Raw genomic sequence first — 21026 nt, 5'->3', positions numbered from 1 at the left:
GATTTCACGATGTCGAATCCGAACCCCGCGGCGCCGCGCGCGCCGATGCTGTCGACGGCCGAGGCGCTCGCCGCGCTGCTCGATGCCGCGAAGCCGCTGCCCGGAACCGAAACGGTCGAGACGCTCGACGCGCTCGGACGCGTGCTCGCGGCGGACGTGAGCTCGCCGCTCGACGTGCCGCCGATGCACACGAGCGCGATGGACGGCTACGCGGTGCGCGTCGCCGATCTGCTGCACGGCGAGCGGCGGCTGCCGGTGTCGCAGCGGATTCCGGCCGGCCATCCGGCTGCGCCGCTGGCCGCCGGCACCGCCGCGCGGATCTTCACCGGCGCGCCGGTGCCGCCCGGCGCCGACGCGGTCGTGATGCAGGAGCAGGCCGCGGCCGACGGCGACGCGGTCGAGATCCTGCATACGCCGAAGCCCGGCGAATGGATCACCGCGCAGGGCGCCGACATCCGCCGCGGTGCGGTGATCCTGCCGGCCGGTACGCGGCTCACGCCGCAGGCGCTCGGCCTCGCCGCGTCGGTCGGCTGCGCCACGCTGTCGGTCGCACGGCCCGTGCGTGTCGCGGTGTTTTTCACCGGCGACGAACTGACGATGCCCGGCGAGCCGCTGAAGCCGGGCGCGATCTACAACTCGAACCGCTTCACGCTGCGCGGCCTGCTGCAGCGGCTCGGCTGCCAGGTGACCGACTACGGGATCGTGCCCGACTCGCTCGCGGCGACGCGCGACACGCTGCGCGCAGCCGCGCGCGATCACGACGTGATCCTGACGAGCGGCGGCGTGTCGGTCGGCGACGAGGATCACGTGAAACCGGCCGTCGAGGCGGAAGGGCGGCTCGCGCTGTGGCAGATCGCGATGAAACCCGGCAAGCCGCTCGCGTTCGGCGCGGTGCGGCGCGGCGACGATCTGCCCGACGCGCATTTCATCGGGCTGCCCGGCAACCCGGTGTCGAGCTTCGTCACGTTCCTGCTGTTCGTGCGGCCGTTCCTGCTGCGTCTGTCCGGCGTGCGCGACGTCGCGCCGCGCGCGCTGTCGCTGCGCGCGGACTTCTCGCAGAGCAAGGGCGACCGGCGCAACGAATTCCTGCGCGCGCGCGTCAACGCGGCGGGCGGTCTCGATCTGTTCCCGAACCAGAGCTCTGCGGTGCTGACCTCGACCGTCTGGGGCGACGGGCTGATCGACAATCCGCCGCAGCACGCGATCAGCGCGGGCGAGACCGTGCGCTTCATTCCGTTTTCCGAACTGCTGTCGTAACGCGACCGCTTCCCGACATGAAGATTCAATTGAAATTCTTTGCGAGCGTGCGCGAGGCGCTGGGCGTCGCCGACGAACAGGTCGACGTGCCGGATGGCATCGCGACGGTCGGCGACGTGCGCGCGTGGCTGCGCATGCGCGGCGGCGCCTGGGCTGAGACGCTCGCCGAAGGGCGCGCGTTGCGCATGGCCTGCAATCACGAGATGACCGACGCCGGCACGCGCATCACCGACGGCTGCGAAGTCGCGTTCTTTCCGCCCGTCACGGGCGGCTGAGCGATGCGTTCGGTACAGGTGGCCGGCGGCGCGCCGGCAGGGAGCGAATGATGGCGACCGTACGAGTGCAGACCGACGATTTCGATCTGAACGCCGAGGTGGCGGCGCTGCGCGCGCGCAATCCGAAGATCGGCGCAGTCGCGTGCTTCGTCGGCACCGTGCGCGACCTGAACGAAGGCGACGCGGTGGCGGCGCTGGAGCTCGAGCACTATCCGGGCATGACGGAGAGGGCGCTCGAGAAGATCGCGGCGGAGGCCGGCCGGCGCTGGCCGGGCATCGACGTGGCGATCGTCCACCGGGTCGGCAAGCTGTATCCGCTCGACCAGATCGTGATGGTGGCGACGGTCGCGGCCCATCGCGGCGACGCGTTCGCGTCATGCGAATTCGTGATGGATTACCTGAAGACCGATGCGCCGTTCTGGAAGAAGGAGACGACGCCGGACGGCGAGCGCTGGGTCGACGCGCGCAGCACCGACGATGCGGCGCTGGCGCGCTGGGGGATCGAGTCGCGCAACGCGGCGCGCTGAGTGCAGTTGTGCGGCCGCGGCTGCGCGATGCCGGGCCGGCCTTGCGCGGGCGGTGCTGCACCGAAAGCCGACGAGGGCGGCGCGGATGGCCAACGCGGCGGGGCGGCATCGGCCCGCACGGCCGTTAGTCGTCGGCGCCGCGCCCGATGATCTTGGCCGGAAACGGCTCGCCGCGCGCGCGCGACGGCAACGCATGCGGATCGTCGCCGGCATCGGGCCGGCGCGGTGCGATCGCGTCGAGCAGCGCCTGCTGCTCGGGCGGAATCCGGTAATCCCAGCCGAATCGACTCAATTGCAGGCTCTGCGCGATCCGCAGCGCGGGCTCCATGAAGCGGATCGCCGCCGCGGGCGCATAGCGCGTGTCGACGGTGTTCAGAAACAGCGACAGCCAGCGGCTGAAGTGCGCGGGCTCGATGCCTTCGAGCGGCTGATGCGCCTGCTGCACGTTGCCGCGATAGCGCTTCGTGCCGAGCACGAGGCTCGACCAGAAGCTGACCATCTTCGGCAGATGCTCGTCCCAGCGTCCCGCGAGCTTCGCGTCGAACACCGGCCCGAGCAGCGGGTCGGCGCGCACACGATCGTAGAACGCATAGACGAGGTCGCGGATATTGTCTTCGGTCGGCTCGGCGTCGCGCAGGCGCGCGGGTGCCGAATCGGGCAAGGCGGATGGGGCAGTCATGTGAACCTGGGGCGGAAATCCGGGCGATGCGCAAGACGGCGCACGGGACGCGGGCACGATTTTGCCGCAAAATAGCGTCCATTCACCCATGAAAAACGTGCAAACATCAGGCATCTTATTGCTTGCGCGCGATCCCGGCAACCGGGCGAGCGCAAGCGGCGCGGAGAACCGGTCCGACGCATGCCGCCTTCCGTCCTGCCCGCGTAATCGGGGCACGATCTTCAATCATCCTATTGGCTCATGAGACTGACCGACTACACCGACTATTCGCTGCGCGTGATGCTTTACCTGGCCGTCCGCGGCGAGGGGCTGGCGACGATTCAGGAAATATCGGATGCCTACGGCATCTCGAAGAATCATCTGATGAAAGTCGTGCAGCGGCTCGGCGAACTCGGCTGGGTCGACACGGTCCGCGGCCGCAACGGCGGGCTGCGGCTCTTTCCCGCGTCGCTGAAGCTGACGGTCGGCGAAGTCGTGCGCGCGACCGAGACCGACTTCGCGCTGGTCGGCTGCTTCGTAGCCGGCGACGATACGCGCGGCTGCGTGATCGAGCCGCAGTGTCGGCTGAAGGGTGTGCTGGCTGCCGCCCGCGACGCCTTTTTCGCCGAGCTCGAGCGCCATACGCTCGCCGAGCTGGCCGAGCCCGCTCCGGCGCTCGTGTCGCTGCTCGGCATCCGGCCGATCGCGGTCGCGCGCGCGCCGCACGCAGCAGGCTCGACCGAGTAGCCCGGGGCCGCGCTCGGCACGCCGGCCGACACGGCCGTGCAGCGCGCCGCGCTCGCGGCCCGAGTCCGCGCATGCGCATGCCTGCCGCCGCCGACACTTTTTTGCGCTGTATCGACCCGAGTTCCGCTTGAAAGCCGCATAACCATCCTCACTTTGGTGTTAATCGAAAATTGGAGGTCTCACCTAAATGAGAATCGACAAGCTCACCACCAAGTTCCAGGAAGCGCTTGCGGATGCGCAAAGCCTCGCGGCCGGCCGCGACAATCAATACATCGAACCGGTTCACGTGCTGGCGGCGCTGCTCGCGCAGCAGGACGGTTCCGCACGCTCGCTGATGTCGCGGGCGGGCGTCCACGTGCAGGCGCTGCAGGGCGCGCTGAACGACGCGATCGCACGCCTGCCGCAGGTCACGGGCACGGGCGGCGACATCCAGATCGGCCGCGAGCTGGCCGGCCTGCTGAACCAGGCCGACAAGGAAGCGCAGAAGCTGAATGACACCTTCATCGCGAGCGAGATGTTTCTGCTCGCGGTCGCGGACGACAAGGGCGAAGCGGGCAAGCTCGCGCGTCAGCACGGCCTCACGCGCAAGGCGCTCGAAGCCGCGATCGCCGCGGTGCGCGGCGGCTCGCAGGTGCATAGCCAGGACGCGGAAAGCCAGCGCGAAGCGCTGAAGAAATACACGGTCGACCTGACCGAGCGCGCGCGCGCCGGCAAGCTCGATCCCGTGATCGGCCGCGACGACGAGATCCGCCGCTCGATCCAGATCCTGCAGCGCCGCACCAAGAACAACCCCGTGCTGATCGGCGAGCCGGGCGTCGGCAAGACGGCGATCGTCGAAGGGCTCGCACAGCGGATCGTCAACGGCGAGGTGCCGGAGACGCTGAAGGGCAAGCGCGTGCTGTCGCTCGACATGGCCGCGCTGCTCGCCGGCGCGAAGTATCGCGGCGAGTTCGAGGAGCGCCTGAAGGCCGTGCTCAACGACATCGCGAAGGACGAAGGCCAGACGATCGTGTTCATCGACGAAATCCACACGATGGTCGGCGCCGGCAAGGCCGAAGGCGCGATGGATGCGGGCAACATGCTGAAGCCGGCGCTGTCGCGCGGCGAGCTGCATTGCATCGGCGCGACCACGCTCGACGAATACCGCAAGTACATCGAGAAGGATGCCGCGCTCGAGCGCCGTTTCCAGAAGGTGCTCGTCGACGAGCCGAGCGTCGAGGCGACGATCGCGATTCTGCGCGGGCTGCAGGAGAAGTACGAACTGCACCACGGCGTCGACATCACGGACCCGGCGATCGTCGCCGCGGCCGAGCTATCGCACCGCTACATCACGGACCGTTTCCTGCCGGACAAGGCGATCGACCTGATCGACGAGGCCGCTTCGAAGATCAAGATGGAAATCGATTCGAAGCCCGAAGAGATGGACAAGCTCGATCGCCGGCTGATCCAGCTGAAGATCGAGCGCGAGGCCGTGAAGAAGGAGCAGGACGAAGCGTCGCAGAAGCGGCTGCAGCTGATCGAGGAAGAGATCGAGCGGCTCGGGCGCGAGTATGCGGACCTCGAGGAAATCTGGACCGCCGAGAAGGCCGCGGTGCAGGGCAGCGCGCAGCTGAAGGAAGAGATCGAGAAGGTGCGCGCGGACATCGCGCGGCTGCAGCGTGAAGGCAAGCTCGAGAAGGTCGCCGAACTGCAGTACGGGAAGCTGCCGCAGCTCGAGGCGCAGCTGAAGCAGGTCACGCAGGCCGAAGAGCAGGAGCAGCACAATCCGACGCGGCCGCGTCTGCTGCGCACGCAGGTCGGCGCCGAGGAGATTGCCGAAGTCGTGTCGCGCGCGACCGGGATTCCGGTGTCGCGGATGATGCAGGGCGAACGCGAAAAGCTGCTGCACATCGAGGAGAAGCTGCACGAGCGCGTGGTCGGCCAGGACGAGGCGATCAACGCGGTCGCCGACGCGATCCGCCGTTCGCGCGCGGGCCTCGCCGATCCGAACCGTCCGTACGGCTCGTTCCTGTTCCTCGGCCCGACGGGCGTCGGCAAGACCGAGTTGTGCAAGGCGCTCGCGTCGTTCCTGTTCGATTCGGAAGAGCATCTGATCCGTATCGACATGAGCGAGTTCATGGAGAAGCACAGCGTCGCGCGGCTGATCGGCGCGCCGCCGGGCTACGTCGGCTACGAGGAGGGCGGCTACCTGACGGAAGCCGTGCGCCGCAAGCCGTACAGCGTGATCCTGCTCGACGAGATCGAGAAGGCGCATCCGGACGTGTTCAACGTGCTGCTGCAGGTGCTCGACGACGGTCGCATGACCGACGGGCAGGGCCGCACGGTCGACTTCAAGAACACGGTGATCGTCATGACGTCGAACCTCGGCTCGCAGGTGATCCAGTCGATGACGGGTTCGCCGCAGGACGAGATCAAGGATGCGGTGTGGCTCGAGGTGAAGCAGCATTTCCGCCCCGAGTTCCTGAACCGGATCGACGACGTCGTCGTGTTCCACGGCCTCGACCGCCACAACATCGAGTCGATCGCGAAGATCCAGCTCGCGCGCCTGCACGACCGGCTCGCGAAGCTCGACATGGCGCTCGACGTGTCGCCGGCGGCGCTCGAGCAGATCGCGAAGGTCGGCTACGATCCGCTGTTCGGTGCACGGCCGCTGAAGCGCGCGATCCAGCAGGAGATCGAGAACCCGGTCGCGAAGCTGATCCTCGCCGGCCGCTTCGGCCCGAAGGACGTGATTCCGGTCGACGTCAACGACGGCAAGTTCGTGTTCGACCGCGTCGTGCACTGATCGCCGTCATCGGCTGCGTTGCCCGGCCCCGCGCCGGGCGCGCAAAAAAACGAACACCCCGCCTCGGCGGGGTGTTTGCTTATGGGGCGCGCACGACGGCGCAGGGCCGTCGCGCGTACCGCTCAGGCCTGCTTGTTGCCGCCGAACATACCGGCCAGCTGCGACAGCGCGCCGAGCACGTTCGACGTGTCGACCTGGCCGTCGCTCGGCACTTCGCCGTTCGGCGTCGCATGGTTCACGACGTGCGGCAGCACCTGCGCGAGGATCGACGACGCCTGTGCCGGGTCGATGCCGACCTTGCTCGCGAGCGAGCCGACCACGTCGGAGCCCAGCACGTTCTGCAGCGTGTCGGGCGAGATCGGCTGATTCGCGCCGGTGCCGACCCACGAGCCGATGATCTCGCCGGCGCCGCCAGCCTTGAACTTCTCGATGAGGCCGTTCAGGCCGCCCGGCTGGTTGTTGATGAATTCGAGCGCGGTCGTAATCAGCGCGCTTTGCGAGTTGCCGCCGGCCTGGCCGCCGATCAGACCGCCGACGATGTCGAGGAGACCCATGGTTCTTCACCTTCACTGAAAGGGGCGCCGCAAGGCGACGCCCGTTGCACGGATGCCGCGCACGCGCCCGTCGCGCGCGCGGCGCACATCAGGCGCCCGACGCCGCGGCGGCGGAGGCTGCCTTGTCCTTCTTGCTCTTCTTCTTCGAACCCTTCGCCGCCTTCGTCGACGATGCGGCAGCCGGCGCGCTCGCGCTTGCGCCCGCGTCCGCGGACGCCGCTGCCGCCGCCGCCGCCTTGTCCTTCTTGGAGGCGCGCTTGCTCTTGGCCGGCTTGGTTGCGGCGGCCGGCGTGCTCGCCGCCGGCGCCGGTGCCGGGGCGGCGGCCGTGGTGCCGGCCGTCGCGGTGGTCGATGTCGATGCCGTACCGGCGGACGTCGTCGTCGACGTCGTGGCCGAGCTCGTCGCGGCCGGCTTCGACAGCTTCACGCCCTTCGGCGGGGCGGACGAGCCGCCGATCGTCAGCCCGTTTTCCTCGAGATGCCCGACCGACTTCGTGCCGAGCCCCTTGACGCGGGTCGCGAGATCGTCGGCATCCTTGAACGGGCCGTTCTTCGTGCGCTCGTCGATGATCGCCTTCGACTTCACGGGCCCGAGGCCCTTCACCGATTCGAGCGCGGCCTGATCGGCCGTGTTGACGTCGACGGCGGCGGCAAGGCCCGCAGCAAGCGACAGCGATAACGCGACGAACAGCATCAGCAGCTTTTTCAGCATGGCAAGGGCTCCCTGGTTCGGACGGATGAATGGCTGTTGCAACGGACGGCGGAGGCGACACGGCCGGGCGTCGCCGTTAAGCATAGGACAAATGCGTGCCCTTTTTAAGACAGGCTGCACGAATCTTGCTCAAGCGCGCGCCCCGTGTAAAGGGCGAATGCGCCGCGGCGGCGCCGTTTTGACGATTCTTTACGGTATTGCCGCGTCGGGGGCAGCGATGCTGGCCGTTCGACGGCGCTTGACTTAGAGTGAACTCTAACTCCTAAGCTTGAGCGTGCCATGTCGATGACCGAATCGAAACCTTCCGCCGCCGGTCCGCTGACGATCGGTGAAGTCGCCGCGCTGATGCGCGTGTCGACGCACACGCTGCGCTATTACGAGCAGGCCGGGCTGCTGCACGCGATTTCGCGCAACGCGGCCGGGCACCGGCTCTATGCGCCGGCCGATCTGGACTGGCTCGCGTTCGTGATGCGTCTGAAGTCGACCGGGATGCCGATCGCGCAGATGCAGCAGTTCGCGGCGCTGCGCGTGCAGGGCGAGCCGACGCTTGGCGCACGGCGCCGGCTGCTGGTCGCGCATCGCGATGCCGTGCGTGCGCATCTCGCGGAGCTGCAGGCGAGCCTCGACGCGATCGGCGAAAAGATCGCGCACTACGAGGCGCTGGAGCGCGAGTCGGAACGACAGGCGAGCCCTTCTCATTCACTCAAGGAACAGGACGAACACCATGGAACGAGTCGTTGAAGATCGCTACGCGCGCGGCTGGGACAAGCTCACGGAAATCGACGGCGACGCGGGCGAGCGCGTGATCGCCGCGCTCGCGCCGATCGCGCCGGACTTTGCGCGGATGGTCATCGAATTTCCGTTCGGCGAGATTTACAGCCGCCCGCAGCTCGACCTCAAATCGCGCGAGATCGCGACGATCGCGGCGCTCGCCGCGCTCGGCAATGCGCAGCCGCAACTGAAAGTGCATATCGAAGCCGCGCTGAACGTTGGCTGCACGCGCGACGAGATCGTCGAGGTCTTCATGCAGATGGCGGTCTATGCCGGTTTCCCGGCCGCGCTCAATGCGCTGTTCGCCGCGCACGAGGTGTTCCGGCAGCGCGACGAAGCAGCGGGCGCGGCCCGCGACGGCGCGCCCGCGGCGGCCGCCGAAACCGCCTGACACGGCATGCGCGCGCGGACCGCAACGCGTGTCACACGCGGTGCGGCGCGACGATCCGGTATTTCGCGATGCGCCGGTACAGCGTCGCGCGCGACATGCCGAGTGCCTGCGCGGCCGCATCGGGCCGCCAGCGGTGCGCGCTCAGCGCCGCGACGATGCGGCTGCGCTCGTCGTCGGGCAGCACGCTTCCGGGATCCGCACCGAGCTGCGCGGCGACGTCGGCCGGCAGATCGCGCCGCGTCACGCGTGCGCCGTCGCATACCGCGCAGGCGTAGCGCATCACGTTGCGCAACTGACGCACGTTGCCGGGCCACGGATAGGCGGCGAGCTGCTCGGCGAGCGTCGTGTCGAGCGTCAGCACGTGGCCGGTCGCCTGCGCTTCCTCGGCGAACACGGCTGCGATCAGGTCGCGCACGTCCGCGCGTTCGCGCAACGGCGGCAGCTCGAACGTCACGCCGCTGAGCCGGTAATACAGATCCTCGCGGAACGTGCCGGCCGCGACCATCTGCGCGAGGTCGCGGTGCGTCGCGCAGATCACGTCGAGATCGACGCGCACCGGCGTGTCGCTGCCCAGCGGCACGACTTCGCCGTCGGCGAGCACGCGCAGCAGGCGCGTTTGCAGCGCGAGCGGCATGTCGCCGATTTCGTCGAGAAATAGCGTGCCGCCGTCGGCCTGGGCGATCTTGCCGCGCGCGCCGTGCTTGCGTGCGCCCGTGAACGCGCCCGCTGCGTAGCCGAACAGTTCGCTCTCGATCAGCGCTTCGGGCAGCGCGCCGCAATTGACGGCGACGAACGGCCGCGTGCGTCGCGCGCCGGCATCGTGGATCGCCCGAGCGAACACTTCCTTGCCCGCGCCGGTTTCGCCGAGCACGAGAATCGGCAGCCGCTTGCTCGCGACGCGCAGCGCGAGTTCGGCCTGCTGCGCGACGCGCGCGTCGCTGCTGTGCAGGAACGGCGTCAGCGCGCCTACGTGGCGCTCGGTCGCGCCCGGCCGGCGCGATGCGCTGCCGGCATCGCGTCCCGCGCGGCGCAACGGCGCGCGCAGCCGCGCATGCAGCGTCGCACCGGTCGCGCGCAGCCGCAGCGCGACGATCGCGTCGAGCCGCGCGGCGTCGCGCAGCGGCATGTCGGTCACGTCGAAAATCTCGTCGATGTGGCGCGGCTCGCGCAGCTCCGGCAACGCGTCGCGCGCGCGCCGGTTCGCGGCGACGATGTTGCCACATTCGTCGAACGCGATCAGCCATTCGGGCTGCGCCTCGACGTAGTGACGATTAGGATGCCCGAACAGGATCCAGTGCTGCGCCGTGCTGTGCACGAAATAGCCGTCCTCGATCAGCGCCGCGCTCTGCCGCACGAGCTGATAGACGAGACGCTGGCTGTCGCGATTGTCGGGCGACTGCACGGCCGACGCGTCGAGCACGCCGATCAGCTCGCCGGCCGGCGAAAAGATCGGCGCCGCGCTGCAGGTGAGCGTCGTGAACGCGGCGCGAAAATGGTCGGTCTTGTGCACGGTGATCGGCGCGAGATCGGTCAGCACGCTCGCGACGCCGCACGTGCCTTCCTCGCTCTCCGACCAGCACGAGCCGATGTGCAGCCCCGCATGGCGGAAGTCGTTGCGACGCTCGCGATCGATCCGATAGTCGATCGTCACGCCGTGCGCGTCGGTCAGCATCACGCAGTAATCGGCGACGCGGATCATCTCGTGCAGCCGCGTCAGGCACTGGCCCGACGCGCGCAAAAACGCTTCTTCCTTGTCGCGCACCTCGCGCAGCTCGGCCGCGGTCAGCACGCGCGGGCCGATCGACGACGCGGGGTCGAGCCGGTAGCGCTCGAGCGAGCGCTGCCATGACGAAACGAGGCGCGTCGAATCGGCCGGCGGCGGCAAACGGCCGGCGAGCGCACCGAGCACGCGGTCCGCATGCTGGGCCTGGGGAACGACGTAAGGCATGGTCGGCTCCGGTTCCGTACGACGGGGAATTCGATGCTCTTGTAGCACATCCGTTTCGGCGGATCACATTGCGCCGCAGCACGCGAGCCGCGTGAGACATTCGTCTCACGGCCGCCGCCGCGCGTCTCGCGCGATTGAGACGCGCATCGCCGCGTCGTTCGGCCGGCGGCGCGCCGGCGTAATGCGGCGCACAGCCGCGCCGCACGCGGGTTTGCGCGCGATGCCCGGCGTCGCGGCGCGTGCGCTGACGAGGCGCACAGCGTCGCGCGCGCGTGAGACGCCGGCGCCGCTCGGCGCCGCGACGCGCGGTCGCGGCGTTGCATCCGCATGCCGCGCGCGGCCGCCGCGCCAGCGCCGGCGCGGGTGCCGCGCCGATCGCGCGCATGCTGGCACATCGCTTGCAGAGATCACGGGCAAGACCGGCGCGATGGCGTCGGCGACGACGATCCGCGGCCCTTCGCAGGCCGCGGACGTAACGCAGGGCCGCCGCGGGCGCGACAGCGCCGGCGCCGGCCGACTGGATGGAGACAAAGCCCGTGACGACGCCCGTTACCGTCGGCGTGATCGCGAACCCCGCCTCGGGGCGCGACATTCGCCGCCTCACCACGCATGCATCGGTGTTTCCGACCGCCGAGAAGGCGAACATGATCGTGCGCCTGCTGGCCGGCCTCGGCGCGATGGGCGTCGAGCGCGTGCTGACGCTGCGCGACCGCACCGGCATCGCGACGCTGCTGCTGCGCGCACTCGATACGCATCGTGCGGTGGGCGGCGACGCGCGCTGGCCGGACGTCCAATTCGTCGACCTGCCGATCACCGATACGGTCGCCGACACGCATGCGGGCGCCGCCTATCTGCATCGCCACGAAGTTGCGCTGATCGTCGTGCTCGGCGGCGACGGCACGCATCGTGCGGTCGCGGCCCATTGCGGCACGACACCGCTCGTCGCGCTGTCGACCGGCACCAACAACGCGTTTCCCGAGCAGCGCGAGGCGACCGTCGCCGGCGTCGCGGCCGGTCTCGCCGCCACTGGCGCGGTGCCGCCCGACGTCGTGTTCGCGCGCAACAAGCGGCTCGTCGTGCGCTGCGCGGCCGGCCCGCAGCCGGGGCGCGAGGAGATCGCGCTCGTCGACGTCTGCGCCGCACGGCAGCGCTTCGTCGGCGCACGCGCGATCTCGGGGCCCGACGACATCGACACGCTGTATCTGACCTTCGCGGAGCCCGACGGCATCGGGCTGTCGGCGCTCGGCGGCGCGTGGGCGCCGCTCGAGCGCAGCGCGCCGCACGGGCTCGCGATGCGTTTCGCCGGCGAAGGAAAGACGGCCGGCACGCCGCTCGTCGCACCGATCGCGCCGGGCCGCGTCGACCGCGTCGTGATGCGCAGCTGCGAACGGCTCGAGCCGGACGCGTGGCAGCCGATTCCATTCGAGCACGGCACGCTCGCGTTCGACGGCGAACGCGAGATCGAAGTCGCGCGCGGCGACCGCTACGAGATCGCGCTCGACTGGCGCGGCCCGCTCACCGTCGACGTCGGCCGCACGCTGCGCTACGCGGCGTCGCGTCAGTTGCTGCGCGACGTTTCCGCGTGGCGCAACTGAACGCACCGACGCGCATGTATCGCTTTTCCCATTCACGAGGAGACAGTGCCATGACAACCGCTCTCGAAGGACAGGTCGCGATCGTCACCGGCGGCGCGCGCGGCATCGGCCGCGGGATCGCGCTGACGCTCGCCGGCGCGGGCGCCGACATTCTGCTCGCCGATCTGCTCGACGACGCGCTCGATTCCACGGCGCGCGAAGTGCGTGCGCTCGGCCGCCGTGCGGCGGTCGCGAAGGTCGACGTCACGCAGTCCGCGCAGGTCGACGCGATGGTCGCGCAGGCGCTTGCCGAACTCGGCCGGCTCGACATCCTCGTCAACTGCGCGGGCGTGATCAGCATCCACCCGGTCGACCAGCTGAGCGAGCGCGACTGGGATTTCGTGATGGACGTGAACGCGAAGGGCACGTTTCTCGGCTGCCGCGCGGCGCTGCCGCATCTGAAGACGCAACGCAGCGGCCGGATCGTCAACGTCGCGTCGATTGCCGGCAAGGAAGGCTTTCCGAATCTCGCGCACTACAGCGCCTCGAAGTTCGCGGTCGTCGGCTTCACGAACGCGCTCGCGAAGGAAGTCGCGCGCGACGGCATCACCGTCAACGCGATCTGCCCGGGCATCGTGCGCACCTACATGTGGGACCGGCTTTCCGACGAATGGAAGGCGGACGGCGAGTCGGTCGAGGAATCGTGGCAGCGGCATCAGCTCACGCTGATTCCGCAAGGCCGCGCGCAGACGCCCGAAGACATGGGCCGCCTCGCGCTGTTTTTCGCGACGATGGACAACGTGACCGGGCAGGCCGTGAACGTCGACGGCGGCTTCACGTTTCACTGACGGCTGCAACCGGCACGCGCGGGCCGCAGTCGCGCAATCCGTTGCCGCGGCAGCGCCGCGGCGGCATTCGCAGTCAGACCAACCCAAGGAGACACACATGTCCGTTTCGACACAGCTCAGCAGAGACACGCTGCTGGAGGCATACCGGCTGATGCGCACGATTCGCGAATTCGAGGAGCGCCTGCACGTCGAGTTCGCGACCGGCGAGATTCCCGGCTTCGTTCACCTGTATGCGGGCGAGGAGGCGTCCGCGGTCGGCACGATGCTGCACCTCGGCGTCGCCGACTACGTCGCGACGACGCACCGCGGCCACGGCCACTGCATCGCGAAGGGCGTCGACGTGCGCGGGATGATGGCCGAAATCTACGGGAAGAAGACCGGCGTCTGTCACGGCAAGGGCGGCTCGATGCACATCGCCGACCTGTCGATGGGGATGCTCGGCGCCAACGGGATCGTCGGGGCGGGCGGCCCGCTCGTTTGCGGCGCGGCGCTCGCGGCCAAGCAGAAGAAGACGGGCGGCGTCGGCGTCTGCTTCTTCGGCGACGGCGCATCGAACCAGGGCGTGATCTTCGAATCGATGAACCTCGCGTCGGTGTGGCGGCTGCCCGCGATCTTCGTCGCCGAGAACAACGGCTACGCGGAAGCGACCTCGTCGAGCTGGTCGGTCGCGACCGACAACATCGCCGATCGCGCGAACGGCTTCGGCATGCCGGGCGTGATCGTCGACGGCTTCGACTTCTTTGCCGTGCACGAGGCGCTCGGCGAAGCCGTCGAGCGCGCGCGCAACGGCGGCGGCCCGACGCTCGTCGAGGTGAAGTTCTCGCGCTACTTCGGCCACTTCGAAGGCGACGCACAGACCTATCGCGCGCCTGGCGAAGTACAGAAGCTGCGCGACGAGAAGGACTGCCTGAAGCATTTCGAATCGCGCGTCGTGCGCGCCGAAGTGCTGACGACGGACGAGCTGCGTGCAGTCGACGCGCAGGTGAAGGCGCTGATCGACGACGCGGTGGCGGAAGCGAAGGCCGCGCCGCTGCCGGATGCGGCCGACCTGCTGACCGACGTCTACGTGTCGTATCCGTGAGCGCGGCCGAACCGCGCGCAATGCAACGGCCGACACGGCGAACCGAACATTCCAGGAGACAGACATGGCAAGGAAGATCACTTATTCGCAGGCGATCAACGAGGCGCTCGCGCAGGAGATGGCGCGCGACGACAGCGTGATCGTGATGGGCGAGGACAATGCGGGCGGCGCGGGCGCGCCCGGCGAGGACGACGCATGGGGCGGCGTGCTCGGCGTGACGAAGGGGCTGTTCCACAAGTTTCCGGGCCGCGTGCTCGACACGCCGCTGTCCGAAGGCGGCTACATCGGCGCGGCGGTCGGCGCCGCCGCGTGCGGGATGCGACCTGTCGCCGAGCTGATGTTCGTCGACTTCATGGGCGTGTGCTTCGACCAGATCTTCAACCAGGCCGCGAAATTCCGCTACATGTTCGGCGGCAAGGCCGTCACGCCGGTCGTGATCCGCGCGATGTACGGCGCGGGCCTGCGCGCGGCCGCGCAGCACTCGCAGATGCTCACGTCGCTGTTTACGCACATTCCGGGGCTGAAGGTCGTATGCCCGTCGACGCCGTACGACGCGAAGGGGCTGCTGATCCAGTCGATCCGCGACAACGATCCGGTGATCTTCCTCGAGCACAAGCTGCTCTACACGCGCGAAGGCGACGTGCCCGAGGAATCCTATGCCATTCCGTTCGGCGAGGCGAACGTCGTGCGCGACGGCGACGACGCGACGATCGTCACCTACGGCCGGATGGTGCATGTCGCGATGGACGCCGCCGCGAAGCTCGCGAAGGACGGCATTCAGGTCGACGTGATCGACCTGCGCACGACGTCGCCGCTCGACGAGGAAACGATTCTCGAAAGCGCGGCACGCACCGGGCGCGTGGTGGTCGTCGACGAAGCGAACCCGCGCTGCTCGATCGCGACCGACATCGCCGCGCTCGTCGCGCAGCGCGCGTTCCGTTCGCTGCAGGCGCCGATCGAGCTCGTGACCGCGCCGCACACGCCCGCGCCGTTCGCCGGCGTGCTCGAGGACCTGTATATCCCGTCTGCCGATGCAATCGCGCAGGCCGTGCTGAAAACGAGGAGCTGAGACGATGTCGATTCACATGATCACGATGCCCAAGTGGGGGCTGTCGATGGAGCAGGGGCAGGTCAACGGCTGGCTGAAGGCGGTCGGCGAACGCGTGTCGAAGGGCGACGAGGTGCTCGACGTCGAGACCGACAAGATTTCGTCGGGCGTCGAATGCGCATTCGACGGCACGCTGCGCCGGCAGGTCGCTCAGGAGGGCGAAACGCTGCCGGTCGGCGCGCTGCTCGGCGTGGTCGCCGCGGCCGACGTGAGCGATGCCGACATCGACGCGGCGATCGCGGCGTTCCAGCGCGACTACACGCCGAGCGCGGCGGCCGACGAAGCGGCCGGCCCGCAGCCTGAGAAGGCGCAGATCGGCGGCCGCACGGTACGCTTCCTGAAGCTCGGCGAGGGCGCCGGGACGCCGGCCGTGCTGATTCACGGCTTCGGCGGCGACCTGAACAACTGGCTGTTCAACCATGCGGAACTGGCGGCGCACCGGCCGGTGTGGGCGCTCGATCTGCCCGGTCACGGCGAGTCGGGCAAGGCGGTCGAGAGCGGCAGCCTCGACGAGCTCGCCGACGCCGTGCTGGCGCTGCTCGACGCGAAGGACATCGAGCGTGCGCACCTGATCGGCCATTCGATGGGCGGCGCGGTCGCGATGACGGTCGCCGAGCGTGCGCCGGCGCGCGTCGCGTCGCTGACGCTGATCGCGAGCGCGGGCCTCGGTGCCGAGATCAACCGCGACTACATCGACGGCTTCGTCGCCGGCAACAGCCGCAATACGCTGAAGCCGCATCTCGGCGCGCTGTTCGCGGACAGCGCGCTCGTCACGCGACAGCTCGTCGACGATCTCGTCAAATACAAGCGGCTCGAAGGCGTGCAGGCCGCGCTCGAGAAGATCGCGAACGCCGCGTTCGACGGCGCGATGCAGCGGCGCGTGTTCCGCGACCGGCTTGCGTCGCTCGCGCCGCGCACGCTCGTGATCTGGGGCGAGCGCGACCAGGTGATTCCGGCGCAGCACGCGCAGGGTTTGCCGGACGGCGTGCGCACCGAGCTGATCGCCGGCAGCGGGCACATGGTGCAGATGGAAGCGGCGGCCGACGTGAACCGGCTGATCGTCGCGTTTCTCGGAGACTGACGATGGCTGCCGCGCTCGAACGACCCAGCCTCACCGCGCTCGGCCAGCCGGGCGCGCGCAGCCGCGACAAGCTCGCGCGCATCCCCGTGCGGGTCGAGCCCGCCGACGGTGCGGCGCTGCCCAAGCCGCCGTGGCTGCGCGCACGGCCGATGATGAGCGCGGCCGTCGCCGACATGGCGGCCGTGCTGCGCGCGCATCGGCTGCATTCCGTATGCGAGGAAGCGATGTGTCCGAACATCGGCGAATGTTTTGCGCAGCGCACGGCGACCTTCATGATCATGGGCGGGCTCTGTACGCGCCGCTGCCCGTTCTGCGACGTCGCGCACGGCCGTCCGGAGCCGCTCGATCCGGACGAGCCCGCCCGGCTCGCGGAGGCCGTCGCCGCGCTCGCGCTGCGCTACGTCGTGATCACGTCGGTCGACCGCGACGATCTGCGCGACGGCGGCGCCGCGCATTTCGCCGCCTGCATCGCGGCGGTGCGCGCGAGCGTGCCGGGGATCGGCGTCGAGGTGCTGGTGCCCGATTTCCGCGGCCGCATCGATCGTGCGCTCGACGCGCTGTCGCAGGCATGGCCCGACGTGTTCAACCACAACATCGAGACGGTGCCCTCGCTGTATCGCGCGGCGCGGCCCGGCGCCGACTATCGCGGCTCGCTCGATCTGCTCGCGCGCGCGAAGGGCGCGCGGCCGGCGCTCGTCACGAAATCGGGATTGATGCTCGGGCTCGGCGAAGGCGACGACGAGGTGCGCGCGACGATGCGCGACCTGCGCGCGCACGGTGTCGACGTCCTGACGCTCGGCCAGTATCTCGCGCCGTCCGCGCATCATCTGCCGGTGCGGCGCTACGTGAGCCCGGAGGCGTTCGCGGCATGGCGCGACGAGGGGCTGGCGCTCGGTTTCGCGGAAGTGGTCGCCGGCCCGCTCGTGCGCTCCTCGTATCACGCGGCCGACGTGCTGTTGCCCGCGTAGCGGGCGTGGCTCAGGTGCCGGCGGACACGTGCAGGCGGCTCACGCGGCGCAGGTACAGCGCGAGCCCGACGCCCGCGAGCATCAGGCTGACCGTGTTCGCGAACCAGAAGCCGCGCGCGCCGACGAGCGACGCGGGCGCGATGCCGCCGACGTCGAAGCCGAGCAGATAGCCGCCGCCGAGGCCGACGCCCCAGAGCGCGACCGCGTAGATCACGGTCGGCACGACCGCGACCTTGTACGCGCGCAGCACGAACGCGGAGGTAATCTGCAGCGCGTCGAAGAAGTGGTAGCAGGTCACGATCGCGACGAGCGGCATCGCGGCGGACGCGACGGCCGGATTCGGCGTGTAGCCGCCGATGATCAACGGCCGCAGCACGAACACGAGCACGCCGTACGCGGCGGCGATCGCGCAGGCGAGCATCACGCCGTGCCGGCCGAGCAGCCGCGCTTCGTCGGGCCGGCCCGCACCGAGCGCGCGCGCGACGAGCGTCGAGGCGGCGACGCCGATCGACAACGGCGTCATGTACAGCACGGCGCCGACGTTGCCGGCGATCTGGTGGCCGGCCAGCGTCGTCGTGCCGAACTGCGCGATGAACAGCGCCATGCAGGTGTACGACGTGACTTCGATCAGATAGGACAGCCCCATCGGCACGCCGAGTTTCAGCAGCGCTTTCTGGCGCGTCCAGACGGGCCAGCAGAAGCGCGAGAAGATCGCGAGCGGCGCGAACACGTCGAGGCGCGCGAGCAGCGCGAAGCCGATCAGCGCGAGCGTCCAGTTGATCAGCGTGCTGGCGAGCCCGCAGCCGGGGCCGCCGAGCGCCGGTATGCCGAAGCCGCCGAAGATGAACCAGACGTTGAGCGGAAACTTCAGCAGCAGTGCGCCGATCTGCAGGATCATCGCGAGCCGCGGCTTGCCGGCCGCGTTGGTCAACGCGTTGTAAATGCGGAATACGAGGCTCGCCGGCAGCCCGTACGACAGGATGCGCAGATAGTCGACGGTGCGGTCGTGAAGCGCCGGCGGCGCGTGCGCGACGCGCAGCAGCGGTTCGGGAAAATGCAGCAACAGGAAGCCGGGTGTCGCGAGCAGCACGGCGAGCCACAGCGCCTGGCGCACTTCCTCGCCGATCTCGGCATAGCGCCGCGCGCCGTAGAGCTGGCCCGCGATCGGCTGCAGCGCGGACAGGATGCCGGTCAGCCCGATATAGACGGACACGTAGATCGACGAGCCGAGCCCGAGCGCTGCGAGGTCGACGGCCGAATAGCGGCCGACCATCGCGGTGTCGATCACGCCGAACGCGATGATCGCGAGCTGGCCGACGAGCACCGGCCACGCGAGACCGACGATGCGACGGATGTCCGCGAACATCGTCAACCGGCCGCCCGGCGATGCGGCGCGCGCCGCTTGACCGGCGTCTTCGGCCGCTCGATGCGCTCATACAGGCGGAAGCGCTCGTCGCGGTCGGCGACGCGGCGGCCTTCCCAGACGAGACGCCACACGAATTGCGACATTGCGCTCGGCTCGCCGAAGTCCGCGCGGTCCTGGCGCAGGATCACGTCGCAGTCTTCGGTGAAATCGAAGTGCATGTTGCCGAAATAGGCGAACGTCGCGATCTGCGCATCGCCGAGCCGCACGGGCGAAATGCATTGGTAGTCGGCCGGCAGGTGCGTCGCGATCTGCTGCGCGACGTCGCGGTAGGTCCGGCCGTAGTTGACGATCGGCAGCCACAGCGTCATCAGCAGCACCCACATCAGCGTGGTGCCCGCGCCCGACAGCACGACGCTGCGCCAGAGCACCTTCGGCTGCCGCGAGATGCGCCAGCGCGCGAGCACGCACCAGCACACCGTGACGACGACCGCACAGGCGAACGACAGCGCGTTGAAATGCGGCTCGTAGCCCGGCAGCAGCCGCCCGAGGTTGCGCGCGAGCGGATGCGGGAAACCGGTCAGCGAGGCGAGCCACACGAGCCACACGAAGGTGCCGAGGATCGTGAAGCTGAGCACCGCGAACCAGTCGATCGCGTTGATTGCGCCGCGCTTGAGCGTCGGCAGCGCGAACGTCGCGAGCACCGCGAGCGGCGGCAGCAGCAGCATGTACATGCGGTTCGACTGCTGGCTTTGCAGGATCACGAGCGCGACGAGCGGCACGACGACCGACAGCGGAATCGCGATGTGCGCGCGCCGGCGCATGCCGGCCCAGCTCCACCACGCCCAGATCGCGAGCGGCCATGCGGGCCACGTAAACAGCGGCAGGTTCTTCGCCGCATAGCCGAGCACCGCGGTCGGCGGGCCCGAGAAGCGCATCAGGCTGCCGTGGATCCACTGGTTGAAGAACCACGCGGCGTCGTCGGGCGCTGCGATGAACGCGGCGACCGGCCACAGCGCGAAGATCGCGATCGCGACCGGCACGCCGACGAGCGGCAGGCGCAGGTTGCGCATCTCGGGCGTGACGAGCCACAGCGCGGCGGTGCCGGCGAGCAGCGCGACGACGAGCACCGGGTTGCCCGACAAGCCGACGAGGCCGATCGCCGCACCCCAGCACAGCGCGCCTTGCAGCGGCCTGTCGATGCCGCGCACGATGCCGTAGACGAGCATCGCGATCCACGCGAACTGCGCGAGCTGCGGCGTCGTTTCGTGTCCGCGCTCCGCGAGGCCGAAGCACGCGACGAGGATCAGCAGCGCGCCGTCGGCGAGCGTGCGGCCGTAGTCGCGCGGCTCGGGCTCGCCGCCGAACGCGTATTTGAACGGCTGGACTTCGGCGCGTCGGCCGAGCAGGTAGGCCGCATACCAGACGAACGCGCACGCGACGCAGAACCAGATGCCGGTATCGACGCGCGACGCGTTGCTCGCATCGACCCAGGGCGCCAGCGCGCGGATCGACAGCGCGCCGAGCCAGTAGCCGAGCGGCCCGTCGCTCGTGATGAACTTGCCGACGAGGTTCGGCAGCAGCCAGTCGTCGTGGTGGCCGGTCGCCATCGTCCACATTACGCCGAAGCCCGCCGCGTCCTCGTTCTTCCACGGATCTCGGCCGAACAGGCCGAACGCCGCGTAGACGAAGCAAAGCGTGAGCAGCAGCCAGCGCGGCAGCGCGCGCGTGGCGGAGGCGGTGAGACGGACGACAGGCTTCATGCAGATGAACGATGTGTGATGAGCGGGCGGCCGCGCGGCCGGGCCGGTTTCGAGCATCCGGCATTGTAGACGCGCGCACGCGCGCGCGGCAGATCATGGCGGGCTCGCGGGCCGGGCCGTGTGCCGGACGCGCGGAGACAAAAAAGGGCAGCCGAGGCTGCCCTTTTGTGCGGAGACCGGTGCGTTGCAGCCACCGGCTGCGGTGCGAAGCTTACTTCGCGACCTTGCCGCTTGCGCGCGAACCGAACTTGTTCTTGAACTTCTCGACGCGGCCGGCCGTGTCCATGATCTTTTGCTGACCCGTGTAGAACGAGTGCGATTCCGACGACACTTCGATCTTCGCGAGCGGGTAGGTCTTGCCTTCGAGCTCGATGGTTTCGCGCGTCTGGATCGTCGAACGCGTGATGAACTTGAAGCCGTTCGACATGTCTTGGAAGACGACTTCGCGGTAATCCGGGTGAATGCCAGGTTTCATGATTTTCCTTGGTGAGAGCGGTAGCCAACCCGCCGCTTGCCGTGCCGATTGGCGCGCTGTGCGCGTATCGGCGACCGTCAAGCCCGGCGCGAGCCACTTGCCTAAGGTCGAAAAACGGCGATTATGCCAGAAAATCAGAC

General features: G+C 69.2%; 20 protein-coding genes. 13 read left to right on the top strand and 7 right to left on the bottom strand.

The window, feature by feature from the left end; all coding sequences use genetic code 11:
• Positions 1-9: 9 nt before the first annotated feature.
• The 3 genes from NP80_RS21925 to moaE are packed head-to-tail and all read left to right on the top strand — an operon-like array spanning position 10 to position 2059.
• Positions 10-1257, top strand: a complete 1248-nt coding sequence (locus NP80_RS21925; RefSeq protein ID WP_035945802.1) for a molybdopterin molybdotransferase MoeA — start codon at positions 10-12, stop codon at positions 1255-1257.
• Between the two features lie 17 nt (positions 1258-1274).
• Positions 1275-1532 (top strand): molybdopterin converting factor subunit 1, encoded by a 258-nt coding sequence (gene moaD / locus NP80_RS21920; protein ID WP_006408894.1) that lies wholly within the window; start codon positions 1275-1277, stop codon positions 1530-1532.
• 50 nt (positions 1533-1582) lie between these two features.
• Positions 1583-2059 (top strand): molybdopterin synthase catalytic subunit MoaE, encoded by a 477-nt coding sequence (gene moaE / locus NP80_RS21915; RefSeq protein WP_006407806.1) that lies wholly within the window; start codon positions 1583-1585, stop codon positions 2057-2059.
• Between the two features lie 124 nt (positions 2060-2183).
• On the opposite strand, the gene NP80_RS21910 is transcribed toward moaE, so the two are convergent.
• Positions 2184-2738, bottom strand: coding sequence for a group III truncated hemoglobin (locus NP80_RS21910; RefSeq protein WP_035488248.1), 555 nt, complete (start codon positions 2736-2738; stop codon positions 2184-2186).
• 240 nt (positions 2739-2978) lie between these two features.
• On the opposite strand from NP80_RS21910, the gene NP80_RS21905 reads away from it, so the two are divergent.
• Positions 2979-3464: an Rrf2 family transcriptional regulator gene (locus NP80_RS21905; protein WP_006402323.1), complete on the top strand. Its 486-nt coding sequence runs from the start codon at positions 2979-2981 to the stop codon at positions 3462-3464.
• Positions 3465-3651: 187 nt separating this feature from the next.
• Complete coding sequence (clpB, locus tag NP80_RS21900; protein WP_006402324.1) at positions 3652-6249, top strand: ATP-dependent chaperone ClpB; 2598 nt, start codon at positions 3652-3654, stop codon at positions 6247-6249.
• 122 nt (positions 6250-6371) lie between these two features.
• Here clpB and NP80_RS21895 read toward each other — a convergent pair whose 3' ends face one another.
• Together NP80_RS21895 and NP80_RS21890 are read right to left on the bottom strand one after the other, a co-directional pair.
• Positions 6372-6803, bottom strand: a complete 432-nt coding sequence (locus tag NP80_RS21895; protein ID WP_006407808.1) for a YidB family protein — start codon at positions 6801-6803, stop codon at positions 6372-6374.
• Positions 6804-6891: 88 nt separating this feature from the next.
• Positions 6892-7515, bottom strand: a complete 624-nt coding sequence (locus NP80_RS21890; protein WP_006407809.1) for a ComEA family DNA-binding protein — start codon at positions 7513-7515, stop codon at positions 6892-6894.
• A gap of 279 nt (positions 7516-7794) precedes the next feature.
• Between NP80_RS21890 and NP80_RS21885 the strand changes: the two genes are divergently transcribed.
• Together NP80_RS21885 and NP80_RS21880 are read left to right on the top strand one after the other, a co-directional pair.
• Complete coding sequence (locus tag NP80_RS21885; RefSeq protein WP_006407810.1) at positions 7795-8256, top strand: MerR family transcriptional regulator; 462 nt, start codon at positions 7795-7797, stop codon at positions 8254-8256.
• Positions 8240-8677 carry a carboxymuconolactone decarboxylase family protein gene (locus NP80_RS21880; protein ID WP_006407811.1) on the top strand — a complete coding sequence of 146 codons (438 nt, stop codon included), beginning with the start codon at positions 8240-8242 and terminating at the stop codon, positions 8675-8677. The genes NP80_RS21885 and NP80_RS21880 overlap by 17 nt, the downstream gene beginning before the upstream one ends.
• 31 nt (positions 8678-8708) lie before the next feature.
• On the opposite strand, the gene NP80_RS21875 is transcribed toward NP80_RS21880, so the two are convergent.
• Complete coding sequence (locus NP80_RS21875; RefSeq protein ID WP_045594148.1) at positions 8709-10625, bottom strand: sigma-54-dependent Fis family transcriptional regulator; 1917 nt, start codon at positions 10623-10625, stop codon at positions 8709-8711.
• Between the two features lie 536 nt (positions 10626-11161).
• Here NP80_RS21875 and NP80_RS21865 point away from each other — a divergent pair.
• The 6 genes from NP80_RS21865 to lipA all read left to right on the top strand — a co-directional run bounded on the left by NP80_RS21865 (position 11162) and on the right by lipA (position 17285).
• A complete protein-coding gene (locus tag NP80_RS21865) occupies positions 11162-12220 on the top strand; it encodes an ATP-NAD kinase family protein (RefSeq protein WP_006409103.1) in 1059 nt (352 codons plus the stop codon).
• Positions 12221-12270: 50 nt separating this feature from the next.
• The gene (locus NP80_RS21860) at positions 12271-13047 is read left to right on the top strand and encodes an SDR family NAD(P)-dependent oxidoreductase (RefSeq protein ID WP_006409105.1); all 777 of its coding nucleotides are present in this window, start codon (positions 12271-12273) and stop codon (positions 13045-13047) included.
• Between the two features lie 97 nt (positions 13048-13144).
• Positions 13145-14128, top strand: a complete 984-nt coding sequence (locus tag NP80_RS21855; protein ID WP_006407815.1) for a thiamine pyrophosphate-dependent dehydrogenase E1 component subunit alpha — start codon at positions 13145-13147, stop codon at positions 14126-14128.
• Positions 14129-14192: 64 nt separating this feature from the next.
• Entirely contained in the window at positions 14193-15197 is a 1005-nt protein-coding gene (locus tag NP80_RS21850) for an alpha-ketoacid dehydrogenase subunit beta (RefSeq protein ID WP_006402333.1), read from the top strand.
• A gap of 4 nt (positions 15198-15201) precedes the next feature.
• Positions 15202-16317 carry an acetoin dehydrogenase dihydrolipoyllysine-residue acetyltransferase subunit gene (locus NP80_RS21845; RefSeq protein ID WP_006409111.1) on the top strand — a complete coding sequence of 372 codons (1116 nt, stop codon included), beginning with the start codon at positions 15202-15204 and terminating at the stop codon, positions 16315-16317.
• 2 nt (positions 16318-16319) lie between these two features.
• The gene (gene lipA, locus NP80_RS21840; RefSeq protein WP_006409109.1) at positions 16320-17285 is read left to right on the top strand and encodes a lipoyl synthase; all 966 of its coding nucleotides are present in this window, start codon (positions 16320-16322) and stop codon (positions 17283-17285) included.
• A gap of 10 nt (positions 17286-17295) precedes the next feature.
• Here lipA and NP80_RS21835 read toward each other — a convergent pair whose 3' ends face one another.
• From NP80_RS21835 to NP80_RS21825, 3 genes are all read right to left on the bottom strand, one after another.
• Positions 17296-18651, bottom strand: coding sequence for an MATE family efflux transporter (locus tag NP80_RS21835; RefSeq protein WP_006409106.1), 1356 nt, complete (start codon positions 18649-18651; stop codon positions 17296-17298).
• A gap of 2 nt (positions 18652-18653) precedes the next feature.
• Positions 18654-20411 carry an ArnT family glycosyltransferase gene (locus NP80_RS21830; protein ID WP_172488740.1) on the bottom strand — a complete coding sequence of 586 codons (1758 nt, stop codon included), beginning with the start codon at positions 20409-20411 and terminating at the stop codon, positions 18654-18656.
• Between the two features lie 211 nt (positions 20412-20622).
• A complete protein-coding gene (locus NP80_RS21825; RefSeq protein WP_006402343.1) occupies positions 20623-20886 on the bottom strand; it encodes a type B 50S ribosomal protein L31 in 264 nt (87 codons plus the stop codon).
• Positions 20887-21026 lie beyond the last annotated feature (140 nt).

The organism is Burkholderia multivorans ATCC BAA-247 (genome assembly GCF_000959525.1).
In the GTDB taxonomy this organism is placed as follows: Bacteria; Pseudomonadota; Gammaproteobacteria; order Burkholderiales; family Burkholderiaceae; genus Burkholderia; species Burkholderia multivorans.
This window is presented reverse-complemented; position numbering and strand designations above follow the sequence as displayed.